At 50.4% G+C, this 232-nt stretch carries 1 tRNA gene; it reads left to right on the plus strand.

Features of this window, described 5'->3' with window-relative positions:
* Positions 1-98 precede the first annotated feature (98 nt).
* Positions 99-172 (plus strand) — tRNA-Ile (locus FC30_RS07895).
* The last annotated feature ends 60 nt before the right edge of the window (positions 173-232 follow it).

Below are 232 nucleotides of genomic sequence, written 5' to 3' on the forward strand. Positions count from 1 at the left end.
CTGCGGCTGGATCACCTCCTTTCTAAGGATAATTTCGGAAACCTGCACTTTATCGTAAACTTTGTTTAGTTTTGAGAGGTTTACTCTCAGAGCTAAATGGGCCTATAGCTCAGCTGGTTAGAGCGCACGCCTGATAAGCGTGAGGTCGGTGGTTCGAGTCCACTTAGGCCCATTATATGGGGCTTTAGCTCAGCTGGGAGAGCGCCTGCTTTGCACGCAGGAGGTCAACGGT

The sequence above is a fragment of the Ligilactobacillus animalis KCTC 3501 = DSM 20602 genome (genome assembly GCF_001434535.1).
GTDB classification, from domain to species: domain Bacteria; phylum Bacillota; class Bacilli; order Lactobacillales; family Lactobacillaceae; genus Ligilactobacillus; species Ligilactobacillus animalis.